At 69.8% G+C, this 23,027-nt stretch carries 17 protein-coding genes; 3 read left to right on the top strand and 14 right to left on the bottom strand.

The genetic code is table 11. The features are described from left to right. Positions 1–391: 391 nt before the first annotated feature. Genes O7616_RS14170 through O7616_RS14155 form a run of 4 tightly spaced genes read right to left on the bottom strand, consistent with a single transcriptional unit; the run spans position 392 to position 4,673 of the window. The gene (locus O7616_RS14170) at positions 392–1,543 is read right to left on the bottom strand and encodes a serine hydrolase domain-containing protein (RefSeq protein ID WP_282307211.1); all 1,152 of its coding nucleotides are present in this window, start codon (positions 1,541–1,543) and stop codon (positions 392–394) included. 3 nt (positions 1,544–1,546) lie between these two features. After that, positions 1,547–2,371 (bottom strand): carbohydrate ABC transporter permease, encoded by an 825-nt coding sequence (locus O7616_RS14165; protein ID WP_282261408.1) that lies wholly within the window; start codon positions 2,369–2,371, stop codon positions 1,547–1,549. After that, the gene (locus O7616_RS14160; RefSeq protein ID WP_282307210.1) at positions 2,368–3,321 is read right to left on the bottom strand and encodes a sugar ABC transporter permease; all 954 of its coding nucleotides are present in this window, start codon (positions 3,319–3,321) and stop codon (positions 2,368–2,370) included. The genes O7616_RS14165 and O7616_RS14160 overlap by 4 nt, the downstream gene beginning before the upstream one ends. After that, the gene (locus O7616_RS14155) at positions 3,318–4,673 is read right to left on the bottom strand and encodes an extracellular solute-binding protein (RefSeq protein ID WP_282307209.1); all 1,356 of its coding nucleotides are present in this window, start codon (positions 4,671–4,673) and stop codon (positions 3,318–3,320) included. The genes O7616_RS14160 and O7616_RS14155 overlap by 4 nt, the downstream gene beginning before the upstream one ends. A gap of 371 nt (positions 4,674–5,044) precedes the next feature. Between O7616_RS14155 and O7616_RS14150 the strand changes: the two genes are divergently transcribed. Continuing rightward, positions 5,045–6,070: a LacI family DNA-binding transcriptional regulator gene (locus O7616_RS14150; protein ID WP_282261411.1), complete on the top strand. Its 1,026-nt coding sequence runs from the start codon at positions 5,045–5,047 to the stop codon at positions 6,068–6,070. A gap of 36 nt (positions 6,071–6,106) precedes the next feature. After that, complete coding sequence (locus tag O7616_RS14145; RefSeq protein ID WP_282307630.1) at positions 6,107–7,123, top strand: family 43 glycosylhydrolase; 1,017 nt, start codon at positions 6,107–6,109, stop codon at positions 7,121–7,123. Positions 7,124–7,181: 58 nt separating this feature from the next. Here O7616_RS14145 and O7616_RS14140 read toward each other — a convergent pair whose 3' ends face one another. From O7616_RS14140 to O7616_RS14115, 6 genes are all read right to left on the bottom strand, one after another. Next, positions 7,182–9,575 carry a ricin-type beta-trefoil lectin domain protein gene (locus O7616_RS14140; protein ID WP_282307208.1) on the bottom strand — a complete coding sequence of 798 codons (2,394 nt, stop codon included), beginning with the start codon at positions 9,573–9,575 and terminating at the stop codon, positions 7,182–7,184. Between the two features lie 85 nt (positions 9,576–9,660). Further along, positions 9,661–10,512: a sugar phosphate isomerase/epimerase family protein gene (locus O7616_RS14135; RefSeq protein ID WP_282307207.1), complete on the bottom strand. Its 852-nt coding sequence runs from the start codon at positions 10,510–10,512 to the stop codon at positions 9,661–9,663. A gap of 7 nt (positions 10,513–10,519) precedes the next feature. Then, complete coding sequence (locus O7616_RS14130; RefSeq protein WP_282307206.1) at positions 10,520–11,701, bottom strand: ABC transporter substrate-binding protein; 1,182 nt, start codon at positions 11,699–11,701, stop codon at positions 10,520–10,522. Between the two features lie 11 nt (positions 11,702–11,712). Next, positions 11,713–12,696 carry an ABC transporter permease gene (locus tag O7616_RS14125; protein WP_282307205.1) on the bottom strand — a complete coding sequence of 328 codons (984 nt, stop codon included), beginning with the start codon at positions 12,694–12,696 and terminating at the stop codon, positions 11,713–11,715. A gap of 2 nt (positions 12,697–12,698) precedes the next feature. Beyond that, positions 12,699–13,670 carry an ABC transporter permease gene (locus tag O7616_RS14120; RefSeq protein WP_282261416.1) on the bottom strand — a complete coding sequence of 324 codons (972 nt, stop codon included), beginning with the start codon at positions 13,668–13,670 and terminating at the stop codon, positions 12,699–12,701. Beyond that, positions 13,667–15,178, bottom strand: a complete 1,512-nt coding sequence (locus tag O7616_RS14115) for a sugar ABC transporter ATP-binding protein (protein WP_282307204.1) — start codon at positions 15,176–15,178, stop codon at positions 13,667–13,669. The genes O7616_RS14120 and O7616_RS14115 overlap by 4 nt, the downstream gene beginning before the upstream one ends. Before the next feature lie 520 nt (positions 15,179–15,698). Here O7616_RS14115 and O7616_RS14110 point away from each other — a divergent pair. After that, positions 15,699–19,247, top strand: coding sequence for a ThuA domain-containing protein (locus tag O7616_RS14110; RefSeq protein WP_282307203.1), 3,549 nt, complete (start codon positions 15,699–15,701; stop codon positions 19,245–19,247). An 87-nt stretch (positions 19,248–19,334) separates the two neighbouring features. Here O7616_RS14110 and O7616_RS14105 read toward each other — a convergent pair whose 3' ends face one another. From O7616_RS14105 to O7616_RS14090, 4 genes are read right to left on the bottom strand one after another with little or no spacing between them, the layout of a single operon-like run. Then, complete coding sequence (locus O7616_RS14105) at positions 19,335–20,336, bottom strand: aldo/keto reductase (RefSeq protein WP_282307202.1); 1,002 nt, start codon at positions 20,334–20,336, stop codon at positions 19,335–19,337. Beyond that, positions 20,333–21,211 carry an amidohydrolase family protein gene (locus O7616_RS14100; RefSeq protein WP_282307201.1) on the bottom strand — a complete coding sequence of 293 codons (879 nt, stop codon included), beginning with the start codon at positions 21,209–21,211 and terminating at the stop codon, positions 20,333–20,335. Before O7616_RS14100 ends, O7616_RS14105 begins: the two co-directional genes overlap by 4 nt. Further along, the gene (locus tag O7616_RS14095) at positions 21,208–21,969 is read right to left on the bottom strand and encodes an SDR family NAD(P)-dependent oxidoreductase (RefSeq protein WP_282307200.1); all 762 of its coding nucleotides are present in this window, start codon (positions 21,967–21,969) and stop codon (positions 21,208–21,210) included. Before O7616_RS14095 ends, O7616_RS14100 begins: the two co-directional genes overlap by 4 nt. Further along, the gene (locus O7616_RS14090) at positions 21,966–22,991 is read right to left on the bottom strand and encodes an alcohol dehydrogenase catalytic domain-containing protein (protein WP_282307199.1); all 1,026 of its coding nucleotides are present in this window, start codon (positions 22,989–22,991) and stop codon (positions 21,966–21,968) included. The genes O7616_RS14095 and O7616_RS14090 overlap by 4 nt, the downstream gene beginning before the upstream one ends. Positions 22,992–23,027 lie beyond the last annotated feature (36 nt).

Here is a 23,027-nt window from a genome sequence, read left to right as displayed (position 1 = left end):
CACACAGTGGAAGGAGGCGACGCGGCGACCCTGAGGGCACGACACGCGCCGACGCCCTCGTGACGCGGCGGGCGATGTCGTTCAGGCTGTTCACAGCGAGCCTTCGGGCGGAGTTCAGGACACGTGAGCGGACCAGCACGGCCAAGACGAGCTCCAAACACGAGAGCGGCGTGAAAGCCATCGTGTTATCGCTAACAAAGCCTGTCAAGAGCATCGATGAAACGTGCCCGAAGTGTCCCCGTAACAGCCCCGTCCCTCCACTGTGGACAACCTGCCCGCGCCACCACCCCGGCGATCATGACGTTGTCGTCATCGACCCCGGCGTGTCGGGCGATAACTTCATGATCACCGGGGTGGGCCCGGCCTGGGGGGCGGTCCGGGAGGGGGTGGGTCAGGTCAGGCAGGCTTTGAGGGCTTCGGTCAGTCGGTTGGCGCGTTCGTCGCCCATCCCGCGCATCTGGTTGACCACGTACCCGAACCCGACCTGGTGCTGGGCGTCGGCGAAGGCCAGGTTCCCGCCCGCGCCGTCGTGGCCGAAACTGCGCTCGCCCAGGAGCGGCCGGGCCGGTGGTGAGTGCAGCAGGAAACCGCTCCCCCAGCGTTGCCCGGTGTCCGGCGGGCCGTGCCGCTGCTGACCCCGAGACCGGACGACCACCGCGTCGTCCACCGACGCGGTCGTCAGCAGGGGACCACGCTGGATGTCCGACACGCACGCCGCGTAGAGACGCGCGAGACCGTCCGCGGTGCTCACCGCGCCCGCGCCGGGGACACCGGCGGCCCGGATGGCCGGGTCGTTGAAGCTGACCAGACCGTCGTCGTCGGCGGGGAAGGCGAAGGCGCCCCCCATGGTGATCCCGCGTTCGGCGACCGGATCCACGAACGGGTCGGCGTCCGGCGGTGGCGCGAGCCCCCAGGCGACCGTGTCGTTCTCGGCGGCGGGGAGCCCGAGCCAGGTGCGCAGGCCGAGCGGCTCCGCGACGGTCTCGGCGAAGTACACGCCCGGCAGTCGGCCGGTGATGCGGTGGATGACCTCGCCGACCAGCCAGCCGTAGGTCATCGAGTGGTAGCCGTGCGCGCTGCCCGGCTGCCACAGCGGGGTCTGCGCCTCGATCGCCTTGATCACCGGATCCCAGGCCAGCACCTCGTCGAGGGTCAGGTGCCGGTCCAGCGCGGGCAGACCGGCCTGGTGGGTGAGCAGCCAGCGCACCGGGATGCCCGCCTTGCCGTGCTGCCCGAACTCCGGCCAGTAGCGCGTCACCGGGGCGTCGAGGTCGAGCCGGCCCTGCTGAACCAGGAGGTAGGCGCAGATCGCCAGGATTCCCTTGGTGCAGGAGAAGACGACCACCGGTGTGTGCGCGTCCCACTGTCGCCCGGTGCGCGTGTCGGCCACCCCTCCGTACAGGTCGACGACCCGGCGACCACGGACGTAGACGGTGACCGCGGCGCCGACCTCCCCCCGGGAGGCGAAGTTGTCGCGGAACACGTCGGCGACGCGGCCGTAGCCCTCGTCGGCGTGACCGTGGATCTGCGGCTGTGTGACCACTGCCTACCCCTTCACTGATCCCTGGATCAGGGCCTTGATGAACTGTCGCTGGAAGATCAGGAACACGATCAGGGTGGGCGTGAGGATCAGCAGCGATCCGGCGCACAGCAGCACCAGGTCGGTGCCCCACTGCCCCTGGAACGCGCCGAGCGCCCCGGCCATGGTGCGTTTGGTGGCGTCGTCGACCAGGACGATGGCGAGGAGGAACTGGTTCCAGGTCCAGAGGAACATCAGAATCGTCAGCGAGGCGATGGCCGGTCGGGCCAGCGGCACCTGGACCCGCCAGAACATCTGCCACGTGCTGCTGCCGTCCACCCGGGCCGCCTCGGACAACTCGACCGGCACGTTGGTGAAGTGCGCCCGCATCCAGAACACCGCGAACGGCATGTAGAGGCCGATCAGCGGCAGGATGATCGCCCAACGCGTGTTGAGCAGGCCGAAGTCCTGCATCTGGTAATAGAGCGGGGTGACCACGGCCTCGAACGGCAACGTCAGCCCGAGCAGGAGCAGACCGAAGACGAGTCGGCCGCCGGGCACCCGGAGCTGACCGAGCCCGAACCCGGCCATGGTGGCGATGAGCACGGACACCGGCACGACGCCGGCCACGATGAGCAGGCTGGAGCGCAGCAGAGCGCCCATGTTGGCGGCGGTGAAGGCGTCGGCGAAGTTTCCCCACTGCGGGTCGGAAGGCCAGGCCAGACCCGTGGGTACGGTGCCGCGCGGCTGCAACGCCGCCGAGAGCATGCTCACGAACGGCAGCAGGGTGACGATGATCAGGGCGATCAGGAAGACACGACCGGTCACCTGTTCACGGCGGCTCAGGTTCACCGCTTCTCCCCTCGGGTCAGTCGCTGGATCGGCAGCACACAGACCAGCACCAGCGCCATGAGGACGACGGCGAGCGCGGAGGCGAGCCCGACCTGACGCTGTGAGAAGGCCAGTCGGTAGATCTCCAGGCCCGGGACGGTGGTCTGGAGGCCGGGGCCGCCGCTGGTGGAGATGTAGACGATGTCGAAGCTGGCCAGGGCTGCGATGATCGTCACGGTGAGGCAGACGCCGATCTCCTGGCGCAGGCTGGGCAGGGTCACGGCGAGGAACTCACGGACCGGACCCGCGCCGTCCAGGCGGGCGGCTTCGTAGAGCGCGGGATCGATCTTGCTCATGCCGGTGACCAGCAGGATCGTGCAGAGCCCGAGCAGCACCCAGGCCCCGATCACGCCCACGGCGGGCAGCGCCGTGTCGAAGTCGCCGAGCCACGCGCGGGCGACGCCACCCAGGCCGACCGCGCGCAGCGCCTGGTTGACCAGACCGTTCGACGAGAGCAGCCAGCTCCACGCGATGCCCGCCGCCACCAGCGGGATGACCTGGGGCAGGAACAGGATCGTCCGCACGACCGTCCCGAACGCGCCGGTGGTGATCCGCCGGACCATGCTCGCCACCAACAGACCGAGCGCGACGGGGATGAAGCTGAAGAAGACGATCAGGACGACCGCGTTGCCGATGATTTTGAGCAGGTCGCTGTCGGTGAACACGGTGACGTAGTTGTCCAGCCCCGCCCAGCGGGCCACCCCGATCCCGTTCCAGTCGTAGAGCGAGTACTGGAACGTCAGGACGAGCGGGCGGAGGACGAACACCGCGTACATCACCAGGGCGGGCAGGACGTACAACCAGCCGGTCCCGGCCGCGCGGGCCCACCGAAGTCGGTGAGCCCGCGTGGGGGTGGGACGGGCGGCACGACTGTCCCGCCCGGTCGGTGCGCTGCCGAGGGCAGACGTCATCGGGACAGTTCCTTCGCGTACTCGGCCTGGACGGCCTTCACGTACCCCTCGGGAGTCTGCTGCCCGGCGACCAGCTTCTGCATCTCCGGAGTGATCGCGGCGGCGAAGATGCCACCGGTGGCGTTCGCGGTGAAGTCCACCGCGCCGTTCTCCGCGCCGAGCTGCTGCGACGCCTTCAGGGTCTCGGCGAGGACGGTGTTCGGGGCGGCGGCCGGCACCGGAAGGTCACTCGGGCCGCCGGGGCTGGAGCCTCCGACGGTGACCGCGATCTCGCGCGCCTTCGGGTTGGTGTGAGCCCAGTTCAGGAAGAACGCGGCGGCGTCGGGGTTCTTGGCCTTGGCGGAGACGCCGAAGGTGTTCGGGGCGGACATCGCGACGTGCTTGCCGCCGGCCGACTCGGTGGGGAACAGGAAGAAGCCCACGTTGCCGGGCATCCCCTTGTCCAGGTTGGCCGACTCCCAGTCGCCGTTGAACATGAACAGGCCGTTGCCCTTCTGGAACTCCCCCACCATCCCCGCGTAGTCGATGGCGTTGGCGTCCTTGGGGAAGTAGCCGGCCTGCGCCCACTTCTGGATGGTCTGGGTGGCCTTCAGGGCGGCCGGAGTGTCGAACGTGGCCCCCGGCTTCTGGAAGATCCAGTCGGCGACCTGGGTCGGGTCCCCGAACTGGTTCTGCAACGCCTGGTGCGGGAAGTTGATGCCCGCCGTGTTCTTGTTGAACTGCATGATCGGCTGGACCCCGGCGGTCTTCGCCTTCGCCAACAGCTGCTCGAAGTCGGCGACGGTGGCCGGCGGCTGGGTCATGCCGACCTGGGCGGCCAGCTTCTTGTTGTAGAAGACGCCGGTGACGCTGTAGCCGAGCCCCATGCCGTACAGCGACCCGGTGCCCCGGGTGTTCTCACCGACGCGCAACTGCACGAGCTGCGAGGCCGGGAACTTGTCCCAGCCGTACGCGGTGAAGTACGGGTCGAGGTTCTTGAGCAGGTCGTCCTTGACCAGGTCGACCATCGTGGGAAGCCGGATGATGTCGGGTGAGTTGTCCGACGCCATCACCCGCGGCGCGTTCTCCACGATCACCGTGAACTGGTCCTCACGGATGTTGAACTTCACGTTCGAGTGTTGCTTGGAGAACTCGTCGGCCAGTGCCTTGGCGAGCGGGAAGCCGGTCTCCGCGTACATCTCCAGGGTGATCGGGGCGGTCCCGAGGTCGGTGGTGACGGCGGCGTCGGACTTCGGGGCCGCCGACCGGTCCTCCCCGGGCGCGCTGCACGCCGTCGCGGCCACTCCGACCGACAGGAGCGACGCGAGGAGCACGGTTCTCCGTCGCGTGAGGTTCGTCAGCAATTCTGCCATTTCATGACTCCTCGACTATTCATCCCGCCCCGCGGCCCACGACCGCGCGACAGGCTCCACCGGAACCACCGCGCCGGAGTGACGGCGACGACGTGCCCGTCGCGACCCGTGGATCGAGCACGACACAGCACCCGCCACCACGAGCCCTGGCACGGCCACCGAAGGCGCCTCTGGATGCACCAGAAGTGGTCGCTAAACTGATTTAGCAGAGCATGCGCGTGGCACGGGGAGCTGTCAAGGACAACCTGGCAACAGGGCGGAAACGTCGGGTTCACACCACTCTCGGCGTGACCGACGCGAGATCTCGGGCGGGGACGCATCATGATGGGCAGGAGCAGCGCCTACGGCACCGCGCCTGATTCGGAGGACTGATGGGCAGCAACAGAGCAACACTCGCCGACGTCGCGCGGAGAGCCGGGCTGTCCAAGACCGCCGCGTCGATGGTGCTCAACGGCCGGGAGGGCACCCGACTCTCGGCCGAGGCGCACCAGCGCGTGTTCGCCGCCGCGGAGGAGCTCGGCTACCGGCCCAACCTCGCCGCGCGCAGCCTGCGTACCCGCAAGACCGCCACCATCGCGTTCGTCTCCGACATCGTCGCCACCACCCGGTTCGCCGGCGACCTCATCCGCGGTGCTCTCGACGCGGCCCGCGAGCGGGACCACGTGCTGCTCATCACCGAGACGCAGGGCGACGCCACGTTCGAGCAGTACGCCATCGAGGCGATGCTCGACCGGCAGGTCGACGGGGTGATCTACGCGGCGATGGCCACCCGACGGCTGACGGTGCCTCCGGCCATCCTCGGCGGTCCGGTGGTGCTGCTCAACGCCACCAGCTCCGACGGCCTGCCCAGCGTGCTTCCGGACGACGACCGGGCCGGCCGCACCGCCGCCACCACACTGCTCGAACTCGGCCACCGCGACGCGATCGCGCTCATCGGCCGCAACCGACTCAAGGAGGAGGACCCCGAGGTCTCGCTCGCCGCCCGGGCCCGTCTGCACGGTATCCGGCAGGCGCTGGGCGACGCCGACGTCTCCCTGCTGGCCGAGTGCTTCTGCACCGAGTGGCTACCCGAGCACGGGTACGCCGCCATGCGCGGCCTCCTGAGCCGGTCCCCGCGACCCAGCGCGGTGATCTGCATGAACGACCGCCTGGCCTTCGGCGCCTACCAGGCACTCGGCGAGGCGGGGCTGACGGTGCCCGAGGACATCTCGGTGATCTCGTTCGACGACGACCCGATCGCCGCCTGGCTGCGTCCCGGCCTGGCCACCACGGCACTGCCGCACGAGCAGATGGGGCGACGCGCGGTCGAGCTGCTCCTCGACGGCGGTGTCAGCGAACCCTCACTCGTGCCGATGCCCCTGCGTCGCCGGAAGTCCCTCGCCCCTCCGGCGAAGTGACCGCGAGGCCACCGCGAATCCGGGCGGACTGGCCGTCTGAGCACCGAACCGACCCCGCCGAGACCGACGCTAAAACGGTTTAGTGCTAGGTTTCCGGCCATGCTTCGTCTACCCGACCACTGGGTGTGGGACAGCTGGTACGCACGCGACGACAACGGCCTCTGGCACGTGTTCTTCCTCCGCGCGTCCCGTGCCCTGCACGACCCGCACCGCCGCCACCACCGCGCCACGATCGGCCACGCCGTCTCGGCGGACCTGCACTCGTGGCGTCTGGTCGCCGACGCCGTGGTCCCCGCCGACAGTCCCGGCTGGGACGACCTGGCGACCTGGACCGGCTGCACGGTCCGCGGCCCGGATGGACGCTGGTACCTGTTCTACACCGGGGTCGGCCGCGCCGAGGACGGGCTCGTCCAACGCATCGGTCTGGCCGTCTCCGACGACCTGACCACCTGGCACCGGCACGGCACCGAGCCGATCGTCGAGGCCGACCCGACCTGGTACGAGCTGCTCGACAAGGACCTGTGGTACGAGCAGGCCTGGCGGGATCCGTGGGTGTTCCCCGACCCGGACGGCGACGGGTGGCACATGCTCGTCACCGCCCGCGCCAACACGGGACCGTCGAACAGCCGTGGCGTCGTCGGCCACGCCACGTCCGCCGACCTCCTCACCTGGACCGTCCAACCGCCGCTGTCGACACCGGCCGGCTTCGGCCACCTGGAGGTACCCCAGGTCGCCGTCATCGACGGGCAACCCCTGCTGTTGTTCTCCACCGACGCCACCAGCAGCGCTCGACGCGACGACCACCGGATCTGGGTGACGACCGGCGACACCGTGCGCGGCCCGTGGGACATCGCGTCCGCCCGCCCGTTCACGCACCCGCACCTGTACGCGCCGCGGCTGGTCCCCGGACCCGCCGACGACTGGTCACTCATCGGTTTCCTCGACCACGTCGACGGGACGTTCGTCGGGGAACTCACCGACCCCATCCCGGTACGTCTCGACGCGTCGGCCGGGCTGGTGCCGGACCCGGCGCGCGCGCTCGCCGCGACCTGACGGCGACGGTCCGGGCTGCGGCGCTCGCCCCAGCCCGGACCGTTCAGCTCGACTCAGCTCAGCTACGCACCTGCCACTGCTGGTTGGTCCCGCCGTTGCAGGACCAGAGGATCAACTTCGTGCCGTTCGCCGTGGCGGCGCCGTTGGCGTCCAGGCACAGACCCGACTGCACACCGGTGATCGTGCCGTTGGCGTTGATGTTCCACTGCTGGTTCGCCTGACCGTTGCAGTCCCAGATGACCACCTGGGTGCCGTTGCCGGTGCCCTGGCCGGAGGCGTCCAGGCACTTGCTGCCGTACACCATGAGTTGCCGGCCGGCGGTGTGGGTCCACCGCTGGTTGGTGGCGCCGCTGATGCAGTCCCAGAGCTGGGCCTGGGTGCCGTTGGTCGTGCTCGACCCGCCGATCTCGGCACAGCGGCCCGACTGGACGCCCACGAGCTGCACGTTCTGCGGGTTGGTGCCGCCGCCGCTCTGCACACCGGCGGCGTTGATCACCGTCTGCGCGCCGGACGGCCAGTTGCCGCCGGAGACCGTGACGTTGCCGTTGACCACGTTGCCGCGATCCCCGTTGGTCACGTTGGTGCTGTTGTTCGTCGACCAGTTGTTGGTGACGGTGAAGTTGCCCATGTTCTCGGCGTACCAGTAGTTGGCGGTGGCCCACGTGCCGGTGTTGGAGAAGACGTTGTTGCGGGCGGTGTAGTAGCGCGAGCCCTCGTCGAAGTAGAGCCCGAACCACCCGTTGGTCCGCAGGCAGTAGTTCTGGTTGATGGTGCCGCCCGGGTTCGCCGACAGGGTGTAGATGCACCCACCGTCGGTCATCTGCTGCATGACGTCGTGCACGTAGTTGCCGATGACCTGGTTGTTGGCCGCCGTGGTCGCCGTCGTGTAGCGCGGCTGGTAGTTGTAGAGGCCCCGGTTGGCGTAGTGCTGGCTGCCACCGGCGTCGTTGGCGCCCCAGCCGTAGCCGACCGACAGCCCGGTGTACGGCATGTTGTAGACCTCGTTGTGCGAGATCAACGCCCCGTTCACGTAGGTGGTCAGGATCGAGACCACCCCCCGGTACTCCAGACCCAGATCGTGGACGCGGTTGTTGCTGATGGTGATGTTGCGGTTGACCATCCGCTGGTCACTGGGGTGGTGGGCGTCGGCGCGTACGCCGCCGACCACGATGCCCCCGGCGGAGTTGCGGGCGATCTCGGAGCGGGTCACGGTGATGTTGCTGGCGCCCAGGCCGACGCCGCTGGCGTGGGCGTTGGCGTCGTTGCCGATTCCGATGGCCGTCTGTCCGAGGTTGACGAACTGGGAGTCGCTGAAGGTGATCGTGTTCGCGGCCGAGACCTGCACGGCGGCGGGCATCTGGTTCCAGTTCGGCCGGGTGGCCTCGAACTGCGGGCAGCCGGCCTGGCAGGAGGTCAACGCATCCGACGGACGCGACCACGTGCCGGTGATGTGCGCGCCGGTCTGCTGGTCGGCGAAGCCGTTGCTGCTGCTCGGGCCGAGCCAGCTGGTGCCGGTGAAGGTGATCCCGCTGAACGAGATGTGGTGCGCCGGCGCGTCGTAGGTGCCACCGACGTTGACCAGCGACTGCAACTGCGGCAGCTCCACGCTGACGGAGCTCATGGACTGCCCCGCGAGCGGGATGTAGTTGAGCTGGCCGTTGCTCGGGTTGAGGTACCACTCCCCCGGTGAGTCCAGGAACTCGTACGCGTTGGTCAGGTAGAAGGGGCCCGCGCGGTGCGGGCTGGAGAGGGTGTCGAACCCGAAGGTGTTGTTGTTCCACGCGGGCTGCTGCATGGTCAGGAAGTTGCCGCTGATGCTCTGCACCGGCGAGTACCGGTCGGTGAACGAGCCGACGCTCTCCACCTCGACCCGGTTCTGGTTGCCGAGGTTGTTGAGGTAGCTGAGCGCGCTGTTGCTGAACCGCATGCCGCTCGTGGTGAAGGTGAAGTCGGCACGGTTCACGGCGGTGCGCGCCCGGGTGGCGACGGCCCCGTTGACGTAGAGCTGACGCGAGTCGAGACCGGCGCCGACGTTGGCCCGCCAGATGTTCTTCCCGGAGTCCACCAGCGACCACCCGGTGACCGCCCGGGCGCCGGTGATCGTCGGCCGGGCGGAGGCGGCGGCCCGCCAGATCACCTGGTAGCCGTTGGTGCCCGAGTCGGCTGCGGTCAGCCGCATCGGCGACGTGAGCCGGTAGGTGCCGTTGGCCAGCTCCACGACGATGTCACCGGACATGGAGCTGTTCTGCGACCGCACCGCGGCCTGGGCGGCGGTCAGCGAACACGGCTGGCTGACCGTACAGCTGCTGCCGGTGCCCGAGGGCGACGCGTAGAGGGTGGTGGTGGCCGCGGCGGCCGGGGAGGCCGCGACGGTCACGGCGACCGCTGCGGTCACCGCCGTCGTGGCGGCGCCGGCCAGCAGTCGGCGCAGCGGCGGAGGGGATGAGGACACGGGACGGTACTCCTGACGTGTGGAGGGCATGGGGACGGAACGCCTCGGCGGGCGGGCGGGAGGCGTGGCGGACGGACGGGCGGGGCTAGCCGAGGATCTCCCGGAGGTAGCGCAGGCCGTCCGTGGCGAGGCGGTCCTGCGAGGGGGCCAGCGGACGCCAGATCGCTGCGGCGGTGGCGATCGTCTCGTTCTCCGCCGTGAACGACTCGATGCAGATCGCGCCCTGGTAACCGGTGTCGCGCAGGACCGTGAAGAACCGGGGCCAGTCGAAGTGGTCGGCACCGGGTGCGCCCCGGTTGGTGCCGCTGACCTGGACGTGCTTGATGTGCCGCCCGGCGACGGCGAGGGCCGCGTAGGGGTCGGCCTCCTCGATGTTCATGTGGTACGTGTCGATCATGATGCCGACGCTCGACGGCAGGCCGTCGATCAGCTCGACCGTCTGCTCGATCGTGTTGACGACGCTCGTCTCGTAGCGGTTCAACGCCTCGACACCGATGCTCACCCCGCACTCGGCCGCCTGCTCCGCGACCGGCGTCAGGGCGCGCCGGAAGTCCGCGTAGCAGGCGGCGCGAGCCGTCGGCGACATCCGCCAGGTCCGACCGACCGAGGCGTACACGGGGCCGCCGACGCATCCAGCGCCGACGGCCGCCGCGTTCGCCACGCACTCCTTGAGGTACGCCACCGTCGACTCGACGACCGCTGCCGGTGCGTCGACCAGGTCCCGACCGGGCGGGGTGACCGCGCAGACGCCGGCGGCGGCGAGGCCGTGCTCCGCCAGCAGGTCCCGGGTGCGGACCGGGTCCCAGTCACCCGGTTGCTCGATCGGCAACTCGACCGCGTCGAAGCCGAACGCCGCGATCCGTGGGATCAGCTCGGCCAGGGCCTTGTCGTCGACCGGCGAGGCCCACACCCACGGGTTGACGCCGATGGCGTACATCGGGAACCTACTTCCAGCGCTGCGGGTAGCCGGGCAGGTCGGTGCAGCCGCACATCGCGTAGTGCAGGGGCGGCATGCTCGCGTCGAGGTACGTGTCCAGGTTCTCCTGGGTGACGGTCGGCTGCGGCAGCTTCCACGGGTTGGACACCTGCTCGCCGTCGAGGATCCGCAGCGCCGCGATGATCGGCGTACGCCACTGGTAGGTCGGGTAGGTCGGCGCGATGGCGGTGAGGTTCTTGTCCTTCCAGATCTTCAGGAAGTCGAGCTGGTCCTCGCCGTTCATCGGCGGGACGGGCTTGCCCGCGTCCTGGAACGCCTCGACCGCCGCGACGGCCGTCGCTCCGGCGTCCATCCAGACCCCGTCGATCGTGCCGTACCGCTGGATGTAGTCGTCGACGATCTTCTTGGTCTTGGCCGGGTCACCGTCGGTGAACTCGACGCCGACGACGTCGACCTTCGCCTTGTCGAACGCCACCTTCGCCGCCGACCAGCGGGTCTCCAGGACGTCGACGCCGGGCAGGATCCGCAGGGCCAGGACCTTGCCGCCGGGCTTCATCTTCTGGCTGACGAACTCGGCGCCGACGTGGCCGAACCCGTAACCGCCGATGGGGTTGATGAACGTCACCGGGCACTTCGTGTTGACGCCGCGGTCGAAGACGACCACCGGCAGGCCCGCCTGGCAGGCCGCCTCGACGGCCGGGGTGAGCGTCGCGGTGGTGTTCGGCGAGACGATGAGCGCGTCGCAGCCCTTGCCGAGCAGGTCGTTGATGTCCGCGATCTGCTTCTGGTCCTTGCCCTCGGCGTCGACGTGCACGAACTCCTTGATGCGGCTCTTCTGCGCCTCGACCTCGGCCTGCATGGTCTTGAACCCGACCTGCCGCCACGGGTTGTTCAGGGCCGCGTTGGAGAAGCAGATCTTGTGCGGCCCGTTCTTCTTGAACTTGGCGGTGTCCACCATCTTCGGGTTGAGCGCCTGCTCCCACGGCTTGTCGGCCGGCCCGGTGGCGGTGGCGGTCAGCAGTGCCAGCTCGGCGTCGTAGTCGGCCTGCACGAAGAACTTCGACTGCTCCCCGGTGCCCGAGCCGGCGGCCGGAGCGCTGCCGGACGGGCTCGCGGCCGGCTCGTCGGTGGCGCAGGCGGTGAGGGACAGCAGGGTGACAGCGGCCAGCGCCGCTAGGGAACGTCGCACTATGGCTCCTCTTATCTCGACGAAGAACGCGTTGCGGAGACCGCCACGGCGAGCAGGATGATCCCGCCCTGGACGGCCGACCTGAGGGCGCCGGAGACGCCGTAGAAATTCATCAGGGCGAACAGCAGTTCGAGGGTCAGCGCGCCGAGCATCGCGCCGACGACCGCGCCGCGACCCCCACCCAGCGCGACGCCACCGAGGACGACAGCGGTGATGGCGCCGAACTCCAGACCGGCCCCGGCCTGGAACGACACCCCGCTGTAGCCGCCCAGCAGGATCGCCGCCACCGCCGCCGCGAGGCCGCTGAGGACGAAGGCGGCGGTTCGGGTACGCCAGACGCGTACGCCGCTCAACTCGGCGGTGCGCGGGTTGTCACCGACGGCGACCAGGGTGCGCCCGAAGTCGGAGCGCATCAGTAGCACGGCCAGCACCGCGAGGACCAGCAGGACCAGCAGCGCGTACGGCACCCGGCCGAGCAGCGGCACGTCCTCGAAGGCCCGTCGACCGAACCGACGGAACTCCTCGGAGAGGGCGCCCTTCGGGGCGCCGTCGGACCACAGGTAGACCGCGCCGAAGAGGATCAGGAACATGCCGAGGGTGGTGATGAACGACGGCACCCGCAGCCGTGTCGTGACGAGGCCGTTGACCACGCCGACGAACGCCCCGAAGGCGAGCAGGAGCAGCACCACCGGCCAGGTTCGGCTCGGGTCGCCGTCGATCAGCCGGGCGGCGACCACCACCTGCGCGGTGACCAGGGAGCCGACGGAGAGGTCGAACTCGCCGGAGACGATCACGAAGTACTGGCCGGCGGCGAGCAGGATGATCGGCGCCGAACGGCCGAGGAAGGACATCAGCGAGGGCGGTGCCAGGAAGTCGGGCTGTCGGATGCCGACGAGCACCAACAGCACCGCGAGGATCACGAGGATCGGCAGGACACCACCGGGACGCACCCGGGGGAGCCGCAGCGGCAGTGAACGGGAGTGGACGGTCTGCATGGCTAGGACGCCTTTCGCAGGGCCCTGCGGGCGTAGACGGCGACCGCGGCGATGATGATGACGCCCCGGATCACCTGCTTGAAGAAGGCGTCGACCTCGAGCTGGTTGAAGATGGAGTCGATGCTGGCGAGCAGCAGCACCCCACCGATGGTGCCGATGACGCCGCCGCGGCCACCGGCGAGGGCCGTCCCGCCGATCACCACGGCGGCGATGGACTCCAGGTCGTAGAGACCCTCGGTGCCGACCCGGGGCGCGCCCGAGCCGAGCCGACTGGCGAGGTAGATGCCGGCCAGCCCCGCGCACATCGAGCAGAGCACGTGGGCGATGACGAGGATCCGGTCGTTGCGGACACCGGAGAGCCGGGCCACCTCCGGATCGCCGCCCACGGCGACCAGGTGGTGCCCGAACCGGGTCCGGGTGAGCGCGAACCAGACTGCCGCGGTCACGGCGAGCAACAGCAGGAACGACACCGGCACCGGGCCGACGCGCTGGTAGCCGAGGGTCTGCACGAGGGTGGGCGAGGTGGTGCCGGCCGGGCCGTCGTAGCCGTTGTCGAGGTAACCCTTGAGCAGCAGCCCGACGCCGAGCGTCGCGATGAACGCGTTGACCCGGAGCTTGGTGACGAGCAGGCCGTTGAACAGCCCGATGCCCGCGCTCACCGCGAGCACCAGGCCGATCGCCGGCACCAGCGCGCCGTCGCTGCCGTTCATCGTCTCGGCCGCGACGAGAGTGCTGAGACTGATCACGTACGCGACCGACAGGTCGAGCGAACCGCCCAGGATGACCAGGGTCTGGCCGACGGCGACGAGCCCGAGCCCGGCGGCGACGTGCAGCAGGCTCACCGTCGTGGACTGGTTGAAGAGCTGGCCGCCGTCGACGAGAACGACCAGCCAACCGATCGCCAGGGTGAGGATCAGGGCCACGAAGACGCCCGGCACGGGACGGCGGGCCGGAAGGAGCGACAGCGCGCTCATGCGGCGGCCTCCCGTGCCGTGCCGACCGCCAGGGCGACGACGTCCTCCTCGGTCGCGCCGGCGGGCAGCTCGCCCGCGACGCGCCCGTCGCGCATGACGACGATGCGGTCACTCATCCCCAGCAGCTCCGGCAGGTCGGACGAGATCATCAGCACTGCCGCTCCGTCGCGGGCGAGGCTGCGCACGAGGTCGTGGATGGCTGACTTCGCACCCACGTCGATCCCCCGGGTCGGTTCGTCGAAGAGGAGGATCCGCGGGTTGAGCGCGAGCCAGCGGGCCAGCACGACCTTCTGCTGATTTCCACCGGACAGGAAGCGGATCTCCTGGTCGTCGCCGGCGGAGCGGACCTCCACGGCGGCGAGCAGCTCGCGCAGGCGCTGCGTACGGGCCGCACGGCCGGACCGGGCGGCGAAGACAGCCCGGCTGGCGAGCAGCGCGTTGTCGAGCACCGACTGGCGGGGCACGATCCCCTCGCCCTTGCGGTCCTCGGTGACGTACGCGATGCCGGCCCGCATCGCGGCGCGGGGTGAGCGCAGTCGGACCGGCCGGTCGTCGACGCTGACGTCGCCGGTCGTGAACGGGGTCACCCCGAAGATCGCCCGGGCCAGCGCCGAGCGGCCGGAGCCCTGCAGGCCGCCGATGCCGAGCACCTCACCGGCGCGCAACTGGAGGTTGACGTCGTGCAGCTTGCGGTTGCCCACGTCGCGGAGGTTGAGCCGTACCGGGCCGCGGTCCTCGGGGGCGGCCCGGTCCGGGTAGTAGCTGGACAGCTCCCGGCCGACCATGTGCCGCACCAGCGCGTCGGCGTCGGTGTCCGCGGTGTCCACCGTGATGACGTGGCGACCGTCCTTGAGGACGGTGATCCGGCTGGACAGGTCGAAGACCTCGGCGAGCCGGTGCGAGACGTAGAGCAGGCCGATGCCGCGCTCCTGGAGTCGGCGCACCAACCCGTAGAGGAGTTCGACCTCGTGGTCGGCCAGCGAGGCGGTCGGCTCGTCCATGATGAGCAGGCGGGCGTCCAGGGCGAGCGCCTTGGCGATCTCGACGACCTGTTGCTGGGCGACGCCGAGCTGCCCCACCCGGGCGTCCGCCGGCAGGGTGGTCTCGCCGATCGAGGCGAGCAGTCGGGTGGTGCGGTCGAGCATCGCCCGCCGGTCGACCAGCCCACGACGCACGGGCTCGTGCCCCAGGTAGACGTTCTCCGCGACGGTGCGCTCCGGGAGCAGGTTGAACTCCTGGTGGATGATGCCGACGCCGGCCCGCTGCGCGTCCCGCGGACCACGGAACGTGCGCTGTTCGCCGGCGAACTCGACGGTGCCCTCGTCCGGGGCGTACCCGCCCGAGACGATCTTCATGAGGGTCGACTTCCCGGCGCCGTTCTCGCCGACCACGGCGTGCACCTCGCCCGGCGCGACATCGAGGTCGACACCGTCGAGAACGCGTACGCCGAGGAAGGACTTGCCGATGCCCCGGAGGTTGAGTAACGGCACCGGCCGTGGGTCTGACATTCCGAAAGCCCTCACAGACAGTAGTCATCAACAATATTCGATCAAACGCTACGGCGACTTCGAGGTGCCAGCCATCGAACTTTCGTAGGTAGCGGCGGATGCTTACGTTCTTCTATCGCGAACATTCCCTTGACATCGACGAAACATCACACGTATGAAGATAGATGTTTGGATGCTGGTCCGCAATCCTCGACCGGGGCCGATTGCCAGGCCCGGCAGCCAGACCGGCAGCGATGCCGCAGTTGGGCAGTCGATGGCGGCCGTCGTCAACCGGGCAGAACGTCGGACGTCACTTCATTAATTGACAGTCATGGATCTCTAGCTCATCCTGACCTCGTGGACCACGGGACGAGCACCACGGCGACCGTCACGCTGGGTGATGTCCTGCGGGTCTGAGTGCCGTTGCGGCGAACGGCATGAGGACAGACCAGAACGCTCACGCCCACCCGCGCGTCCAGGCACGACCTGACGCAGCGTGGTGCTCGTGATCGCACCCCCACCGCCCAACCTAGGAGACGGCATGCGTCGCAACACATTGCTCATCTCAGTGATCGCCGGCTTGTTGCTGGCGCTCGGACTCGCCCCACCCGCGTCGGCTGCTCCGGCCTTCCGGGCCCTGGTGTTCACCAAGACCACCGGCTACCGCCACGACTCGATCCCCGCCGGGATCAGCATGATCCAGCAGCAGGCGGCGGCGAACAACTTCGAGGTGGTGGCGACCGAGGACTCCAGCGTCTTCACCGCCGGTAACCTGGCGACCTTCGACGTGATCGTCATGCTCCAGACCTCCGGCATGGTCTGGACCTCGGCGGCGCAGCGCCAGGCGGTGGAGGGTTACCTCGCCAGCGGCAAGGGCATCGTCGCCATCCACAACGCCACCGACATGGGCATCGAGAACGAATACCCGTGGTGGGACCAGACCATCAACGCCGGCGCCCACATGCCCGAGCACTCCCCCGGCGTGCTCCAGGGCACCGCCATCGTCGCCGACAAGAAGCACCCGTCGACGGCCGGCCTGCCGGATCGGTGGACCCGCAGCGAGGAGTGGTACAACTTCGACGCCAACCCGCGCGGCAACGTGCACGTGCTGGTGACCGCCGACGAGCGCACCTACAACCCCGGATCCCGGGCGATGGGCCCGGATCATCCGATCTCCTGGTGCCGCAACACCAACGGCGGGCGGGTGTGGGCCACCGCGATGGGCCACGCGATCGGCTCCTACAGCGAGGCGAACTTCCAGAACCACGTGCTCGGTGGCATCCGGTGGGCGGCCGGTAACGCCGCCGGAGACTGCGGCGGCACCGTCTGGGGCAACTTCGAGAAGCGCACCCTCGACGACAACACCGTCGACCCGATGGCGCTGGGTGTGGCACCGGACGGCCGGGTCTTCTACGTCCAGCGCGGCGGCCAGGTGAAGATCTTCAAGCCCTCCACCAACAGCACCGTGACGGCCGGCACGCTCAGCGTCTACACCGGCGGTGAGGACGGCCTCACCGGCATGGCACTGGACCCCAACTTCGCCACCAACGGCTACATCTACCTGTACCACTCACCGGCCAACAGCAGCACCGACGTCAACCGGGTCTCCCGCTACACGGTCAGCGGTGACACGCTGAACACGTCGAGCGGCGTGACGATCATCGACATCCCCGCGTACCGGGACCGGACGTTCCCGGAGCCCGGCCACACCGGCGGCTACATCAAGTTCGGTCCGGACGGCAACCTCTTCATCGGCACCGGCGACGACACGCCGCCGAACCTGGATCCGAACTGGCAGGGCTACGCCCCGCTGGACTGGCGCTCGGGCAAGTCGAACCTGGACGCCGCCCGCAGCGCCGGCAACACCAACGACCTGCGGGGCAAGCTGCTGCGCATCCGGCCCTCGGCCAACGGTGGCTACACCATCCCGTCGGGCAACCTCTACCCCCAGGGCACCGCGCAGACCAAGCCCGAGGTCTACGCGATGGGCTTCCGCAACCCGTTCCGCTTCTCCATCGACCCGGCCAACGGCTGGGTCTACCTGGCCGACTACGGCCCGGACCGGAACCCGCCCACCACCAACCGCGGCCCGGAGGGCCTGGTCGAGCTCAACGTGATCAAGCAGGCCGGCAACTACGGCTGGCCGTTCTGCCACGGCAACAACCAGCCGTACGCCCCGTTCAACCCGGACACCGGCGTCGTCGGCGCGAAGTTCAACTGCTCCGCGCCGGTCAACAACTCGCCGAACAACACCGGTCTGACCAGCCTGAAGCCGGTCGTCATGCCGAACATCTGGTATGGCTACCCCGCCTCGACGACCTTCCCCGAGCTCGGCTCCGGCGGCTCCGCTCCGATGGGTGGGCCGATCTACCGGTACGACGCGGCGAACCCCTCCGAGACGAAGTTCCCGCCCTACTACGACGGCGTGCACTTCTTCTACGAGTGGGCGCGCAACTACGTCAAGGAGGTGCACTTCGACTCCTCCTCGGCGGTGACCCGCACCAACCCGTTCCTGCCCAACGTGCGGTTCAACAAGCCGATGGACATGGAGTTCGGCAAGGACGGCTCGCTCTACCTGCTGGAGTGGGGCACCAACTTCGGCGGCGGCAACAGCGACTCCGGGCTCTACCGGATCGACTACAACCAGGGCGGCCGGTCACCGATCGTCAAGGCCACCGGCACGCCCACCAGCGGCAGCGCACCGCTGACCGTCCAGTTCAGCAGCGCCGGCACGTCCGACCCGGACGGCAACACGTTGAGCTACCTGTGGACGTTCGGCGACGGCACCACCTCCACGGCGGCCAACCCGTCGAAGGTGTACACCTCCAACGGCAACTACACCGCCCAGTTGAAGGTCACCGACAGCACCGGCAAGACCGGCTTCGCCAACGTCCCGATCACCGTCGGCAACAGCGCGCCGGTGCTCACCATCACCACACCGGGCAACGGCGGCATGCTCACCTTCGGTGACAAGGTGCCGTACCAGATCACCGTGACCGACCCGGACGGCGGCACGGTCGACTGCTCGAAGGTGTTCCTCAACCCGGCGCTGGGTCACGACGACCACGCGCACGAGACCACCGAGTACCCGGGCTGCTCGGGGACCATCTCCACCGACCTGCTCGGCGGGCACCCCGACGGCGCCAACCTGTTCTACGTGCTGAACGCCCGGTACACCGACAACGGTGGCCCCAGCGGTGGGGCGCCGCTCACCGGCACCGCACAGGCGATCCTGCAACCGAAGCACAAGCAGTCCGAGTACTTCAGCAGCCAGTCCGGCATCCGGGTGGTCGACCAGGCGGCCGCGGAGAGCACCAAGCGCATCGGGGACATCTCCTCGAACGACTGGATCGCGTTCACCCCGATGAACCTGTCGGGGATCTCGACGGTCAGCTACCGGCTGTCGTCACCCTCCGGCGGCGGTTCGATCGAGCTGCGGGCCGACTCGCCGACCGGCACCCTGTTGGCCACCACCACGGTGCCCAGCACGGGTGGCTGGGACAACTACCAGTCCACGACACCGGTGAGCGTCGCGGCCCTCGGCGGGACGCACACGCTCTACATGGTGTTCAAGAACGCCAACAACTCGTTCGATGTGGACTCGCACACCTTCGGCGGAAACGGCGTCGGGACGCCCGGCACCGGCACCGGCACCGGTCTGGCGGGTAAGACCTACACGGTCACCGCGGTGCACAGCAACAAGCTGTTGGACGTCAGCGGTGTCTCCACCGCCGACGGCGCCCAGATCACCCAGTGGGCGTCCACCGGTGGCAACAACCAGAGGTGGCAGGCGGTCGACGCCGGTAACGGCGCGCTCTACCTGAAGGCGGTGCACAGCAACAAGTGCGTCGAGGTGATCGGTAGCTCGACCGCGGCGGGTGCCTTCCTCCAGCAGGCCACCTGCAACAACGGCAACCAGCAGAAGTTCACCGCAACCGCGACGGGAACCTCCGGCGTGTACACGGTGAAGAGTGCGCTGAGCGGGCTCTGCATGGACGTCAACGGCGCTTCCACGGCCGACGGCGCCCGGGTGTTGCAGTGGAACTGCACCAACGCGACGAACCAGCAGTGGCGGTTCACCGCGCTGTGATCCGCGGCTTGTCGCGGTAACGAACGACGTCCCGGTCGGGGCCGGTATCCGATGATCGGAGCCGGTCCCGGCCGGGACGTCTCCTTCTCAGCCGCGTCCGGCGTCCGCGCCGGGCGACACGGCGAGCAGACCCGCCTGCGCCAACGCGTCCCAGAGCTCCTCGGGCACGGCGGTCCCGAACCGTCGCATCGTCTCGGTGACCTGCGCGCCGTCGCGCACGCCGACGACCGTCGACACGACCGCCGGATGCCGACGGACGAACGCGAGCGCCGCCTGGGGCAGAGTCACCCCGTACGTCTCGCAGACCGCCGCGATCCGTCGTGCCCGCTCGATCAGCTCCGTCGGCGCCTGCTGGTAGTTGTAGACGGCATCGGCCGGTGGCCGCTCCCGCGACAGCAGCCCCGAGTTGTAGACGCCCGCGACGACCACGCCCACGCCCCGGTCGGTGGCGGCCGGCAACAGGTCGTCCGCCGCCCCCTGCTCCAGCAGGGTGTACCGCCCGGCGCACATCAGCACGTCGACGTCGGTCTCCCGCACGAACCGCGCCAGCATCGCCGACTGGTTCATGCCGGCGCCGATCGCGCCCACGACGCCCTGGTCACGCAGCTCGACCAGTGCGGGTACGGCCTCGCGTGCCGCCTGCTCCCAGTGGTCGTCCGGGTCGTGCAGGTAGACGACGTCCACCCGGTCCAGCCCGGTACGGTCCAGGCTGGCCTCGATCGACCGCAGGACGCCGTCGCGGCTGAAGTCCCAGACCCGCCGGTGGCTGGCCGGCACGTCGAACCCTTCGGTGTCCCGCAGGTGCGCGTCCTGCGGCGAGGGCACCAGGAGTCGCCCCACCTTCGTCGACACCACGTACTCGTCCCGTGGCCGCTCCCGCAGGGCGGCGCCGAGCCGACGCTCGGACAGCCCCAGCCCGTAGTGCGGCGCGGTGTCGTAGTACCGGACACCCGCCTCCCAGGCCCGGTCGACAGCCGACGCGAACTCCTCGTCCGTCGTCGTCCGGTACAGGTTGCCGCCCTGGGCCGCACCGAAGCCCAGCTCGGTGAGACGCACCTGCGGGCGGAGCGGCAGCGTCCGTACCCTCACGACGCCTCCAGCCCGTAGACGCGGCGTGCCGTGTCGCCCCAGATCGACGCCTGGTCGGCCTCGTCGTGGTCGCCCAGCAACGCCGCCAGCACCTCGACCCACCGCGCGTACGAACTGGCGAGCAGACAGACCGGCCAGTCCGAGCCGTACATCAGTCGGTCCGGTCCGAACGCGTCGAGCGCGGCCTCGACGGCCGGTCGGAGGTCTTCCGGCGTCCAGGGCGACCGATCGACCTCGGTCACCAGACCGGAGATCTTCGCCGTGGTGTTGGGGGCGTCCGCCAGCGCCCGCAGGCCGCGGGTCCACTCCGTCATCTCCGGGCGGCCCAGCGCGGGCTTGCCCAGGTGATCGAGGACGAAGCTCACCTCCGGCAGGTCGTGCGCCAGGCGCGCGGCCATGGGTAGCTGGTGCTGGCGGACCAGCAGGTCGTACACCAGGCCCGCCGCGCCCACCGCGGCGATCCCCCGCCGGACGTCCGGACGATCCAGGTACTCCGGGTCGGTCTCGCTCTGTACGAGGTGACGGATACCGACGAGGCGGTCTCCGCCCGGTGCCGCCCGCAGGCGGTCGATGCGGGCGACGACGTCGGGGGCGGTCAGGTCCACCCAGCCGACGACCCCGCGGACGAGGGTGTCCTCGGCCGCGATGGCCAGCAGGTCCACCGTCTCCGCCTCGGAGGCGATGGACTGCACCACCACGGTCGCGGTGACCCCGGCCGCCTGGGCGAGCGGCGCGAGGTCGGCGGGCTCGAAGTCGGCGTCGATGGCCGCCATCGTCACCGGGTCGATCCACGTCTGGGGGTGCCGTGCGCGGACCCAGAGGTGGTGGTGTGCGTCGACGATCCCGGCTCGCCGCGGCCCCTGCCCGCCGGTCATCGGCCCAGCCAACCGCCGTCGACGGGCAGCACGATCCCGTTGACGTAGTCGGACGCGGCCGACGCCAGGAACACCGTCGCACCGCCGAGGTCGTCGGCCCGGCCCCACCGGGCGGCCGGAATCCGGCCGAGGATCGCCTGGTTACGGTCGGGGTCGTCGCGCAGCGCCTGGGTGTTGTCGGTGGCGATGTAGCCGGGGGCGATCGCGTTGACGTTCACCCCGTGGGCCGCCCACTCGTTGGCCAACGCCTTGGTCAGGCCGGCGACGCCCGACTTCGACGCGGCATAGCCGGGGACGGTGATGCCGCCCTGGAAGCTCAGCAGCGACGCCGTGAAAATGATCTTTCCTCGGCCGCGCTCGACCATCGTCCGGCCGATCTCCCGGCTCAGGACGAACTGGCTGCTGAGGTTCACCTCGATCACCTGGTCCCACATCTCGTCCGGGTGCTCCGCGGCCGGCGTACGGGCGATCGTGCCACCGTTGTTCACCAGGATGTCGACCGGCCCGAGGCCGGTGAGGTCCCGGGCCAACCGGTGCACGGCGGCCCGGTCGCCGAGGTCGACCCGCAGCCCGGTGAACCGGCGGCCGGCGGCCTGCACGCGGGCTTCGACCTCGCTGCCGCTCGCTTCGAGCTGAGCGGAGACGCCGACGATGTCGGCGCCGGCCAGGGCCAGGGCCTCGGCCATGGCGAGACCGATGCCGCGCCGGGCCCCGGTCACGACCGCGGTCTGCCCGGACAGGTCGAACAGCGTGGTCACTTGTCGCCTCCCTGCAGGTCGAGCAGCACCTTCATGACGCCGCCACCTTCGAGCGCCGTGAAAGCGGCGGCGGCCGCGTCGATCGGCTCGATCCGGGAGATGAGCTGTCGTGCCGGGATCGCGCCCGACGCGACCAGTCGGATCGCCTCCTCCACGTCGTCGCGCTGGTAGAGCCGGGCGCCCAGAAGTTCCAGTTCGCGCCAGAAGAACCGGTGCAGGTTCACCTCGCGGGGCCTGGGGTGGATCGCCACCATCACCAACCTGCCTCGGGTGGTGAGCACGTCGACAGCCGTGGTGACACCGGCGGCGGCGCCGGACACCTCGAAGGCGATGTCGGCGCCCGCGCCGTCGGTACGGTCGTCGACGAGCGCCACGACATCGGTCGACCCCGGGTCGACGGCCTCGATCCCGACGCCGCCCGCCACCTCACGCCGGTACGGGTCCGGCTCGACCAGGAGCACCCGCGCGCCTCGGCTCTGCGCGACGGTCGCGATGAGCACACCCACCGGCCCACCGCCGACGACGACCACCTGGTCGTCGGCGGACACCCGTCCCCGCCGCACGTCGTGCACGGCGACCGCGACCGGCTCCACGAGCGCCGCGTGGTCCAGCGGTAGTTCCTCGGGCAGTGGCAGGACCAGCGTGGCCGGGACGTTCCAGGAGGACTGCATGGCGCCCGGTGAGTCGATGCCGAGGAAGTTCATGGCGTGGCAGATGTGCGAGGTGCCGCGCCGGCAGGCCGCGCACCGTCCACACGGGCGGGTCGGCATCACGGTGACGGGCTGGCCGACGCCCAAGCCGTCGACGTCCGCGCCGACCGCGGCGATCCGCCCGGACATCTCGTGCCCGATGATCGCGGAGTCACCGACCCGGGCGTCCATGTCGCCGTGGTAGATGTGCAGGTCGGTGCCACAGATTCCGGTGTAGGCCACGTCGATCCGCACCTCTCCCGGACCGGGTGGCGCCGGCTCGCGGTCTTCGATTCCGAGGTCACGCGCCCCCCGGTAGACGACTGCCTTCATCGCTCCTCCGTCTCGACGGTCGGTACGGCGGTCGTG

The organism is Micromonospora sp. WMMD964 (assembly GCF_029581455.1).
Classification (GTDB): domain Bacteria; phylum Actinomycetota; class Actinomycetes; order Mycobacteriales; family Micromonosporaceae; genus Micromonospora.
Note: the sequence above shows the minus strand (reverse complement) of the source record. Positions and strands in the feature narration are given on the sequence as shown.

Bases quoted from the DNA above. Each gene is read 5' to 3' on its own strand.
- O7616_RS14115 (WP_282307204.1), bottom strand. From the start codon at position 15,178: ATGTCAGACCCACGGCCGGTGCCGTTACTCAACCTCCGGGGCATCGGC.
- O7616_RS14155 (WP_282307209.1), bottom strand. From the start codon at position 4,673: ATGGCAGAATTGCTGACGAACCTCACGCGACGGAGAACCGTGCTCCTC.
- O7616_RS14135 (WP_282307207.1), bottom strand. From the start codon at position 10,512: ATGTACGCCATCGGCGTCAACCCGTGGGTGTGGGCCTCGCCGGTCGAC.
- O7616_RS14125 (WP_282307205.1), bottom strand. From the start codon at position 12,696: ATGCAGACCGTCCACTCCCGTTCACTGCCGCTGCGGCTCCCCCGGGTG.
- O7616_RS14120 (WP_282261416.1), bottom strand. From the start codon at position 13,670: ATGAGCGCGCTGTCGCTCCTTCCGGCCCGCCGTCCCGTGCCGGGCGTC.
- O7616_RS14110 (WP_282307203.1), top strand. From the start codon at position 15,699: ATGCGTCGCAACACATTGCTCATCTCAGTGATCGCCGGCTTGTTGCTG.
- O7616_RS14100 (WP_282307201.1), bottom strand. From the start codon at position 21,211: ATGACCGGCGGGCAGGGGCCGCGGCGAGCCGGGATCGTCGACGCACAC.
- O7616_RS14160 (WP_282307210.1), bottom strand. From the start codon at position 3,321: ATGACGTCTGCCCTCGGCAGCGCACCGACCGGGCGGGACAGTCGTGCC.
- O7616_RS14150 (WP_282261411.1), top strand. From the start codon at position 5,045: ATGGGCAGCAACAGAGCAACACTCGCCGACGTCGCGCGGAGAGCCGGG.
- O7616_RS14090 (WP_282307199.1), bottom strand. From the start codon at position 22,991: ATGAAGGCAGTCGTCTACCGGGGGGCGCGTGACCTCGGAATCGAAGAC.